2 protein-coding genes are annotated in these 1,276 nt (G+C 68.8%); one reads left to right on the forward strand and one right to left on the reverse strand.

Annotation, left to right across the window (positions count from 1 at the left end):
* Positions 1 to 447, forward strand: a 447-nt coding sequence (locus tag ABZW30_RS47045; RefSeq protein WP_355677502.1) for an ATP-binding protein, incomplete at its 5' end; no start/stop codon positions are given.
* Positions 448 to 853: 406 nt separating this feature from the next.
* Here ABZW30_RS47045 and ABZW30_RS47050 read toward each other — a convergent pair.
* Positions 854 to 1,147 (reverse strand): hypothetical protein, encoded by a 294-nt coding sequence (locus tag ABZW30_RS47050; protein ID WP_355677503.1) that lies wholly within the window; start codon positions 1,145 to 1,147, stop codon positions 854 to 856.
* Positions 1,148 to 1,276 lie beyond the last annotated feature (129 nt).

A 1,276-nucleotide genomic window follows, 5' to 3' on the forward strand; every position in this document is an offset into this window, starting at 1 on the left:
GACGACATCGCCCTCCTCATCGCCCGCACCCGCCTGTTCGAGCCCGACCAGGTGGCCACCTGGGACGTACCCGACGACTTCGCCGCCGTCTCCCGCATCCGCAACGCGTGCGCCGAGCAGCTGACTGCCTGGGGCCTGGAGGACCTGAGCTTCACCACCGAGCTGATCCTCAGCGAACTGATCACCAACGCCATCCGCTACGGCACCCAACCGATCCGCGTCCGCATGCTGCGCGACACCAGCCTGGTCTGCGAGGTCTCCGACGGCAGCAGCACCGCCCCCCACCTGCGCTACGCCGCCAGCACGGACGAGGGCGGCCGGGGCCTGTTCCTGGTGGCCCAGCTGGCCGTGCGGTGGGGGACCAGGTACACGGCCCGCGGCAAGGTCATCTGGTCCGAGCAACCGCTGACCGCGCCCGAGTTCCAGTTCGAGGCGATGCTGCTGTAGCCCGGACCCCTGGGTCGACGGCGGCTGCACCGGCAGCCTCGTCGAGTACAGCCTGGCCGCTCTCGCTTTGGTCATCGCCATCGTCAAGCGCAGCGACGACACGCGCGGCTTCGTTGTACTGCCCAAGCGGTGAATCGTCGAACGATTCTTCGTCCACCTGATGCAAAGTCGCTGCCTCGTGCGCAACGTGGAACGCCGCACCACCAGCGCCGAGGCGATGATCCACTGGTCGATGACCCTGCTCATGACCCGCCGTCTTGTCCGGCCGCGCCCTTCGCGGGCATGAACCGACCCGGCGTCGGCTCGACCAGCTACCCCCGGGCCACCAGCCGCTTCGCCCTCGACCGCAACGTCTCCACCTTCGCCAGCACCACGTCCGTACCGAACGCAACGGCCGTTTCCTGGCTCACGGTGACGCCGGTCGGTTGTTCCACAGCAGCCGGCCGACGAGCCGGGTGAGGCTCGGCAGCAGGCCGCGGACAAGTTCGGTCTCATCCGGCTCGCCGTGCACCGTGGCGGTCAGGCCGGGTTCCAGGGAGGCCAGCACCTCGTAGGGGTCGGCCTGTCCAGGGTAGGTGATGACGAGTGAGGCGGGGCCGAAGCACTCTTCCCTGAGCACCCTCCTGTCCGCCAGGAAGTCCTCCGCGGTAGCGGTCAGCAGCGTCGGGGTGAAGGCGAGCTTGTCGGAGTCGCCTCCCACGGCTAGGGAGTTCAGCGAGGCGGACCCGCTCACTGGGCTTCGGGCGTCAGGTGTTTCGGTGGTAGTAGTCGATCGAGACCTTGACGGGCCCGTCGCCCTGGGCGGCGGAGAGCAGTCGGACGATGGCCA

Source organism: Kitasatospora sp. NPDC004669 (assembly GCF_040609455.1).
Classification (GTDB): domain Bacteria; phylum Actinomycetota; class Actinomycetes; order Streptomycetales; family Streptomycetaceae; genus Kitasatospora.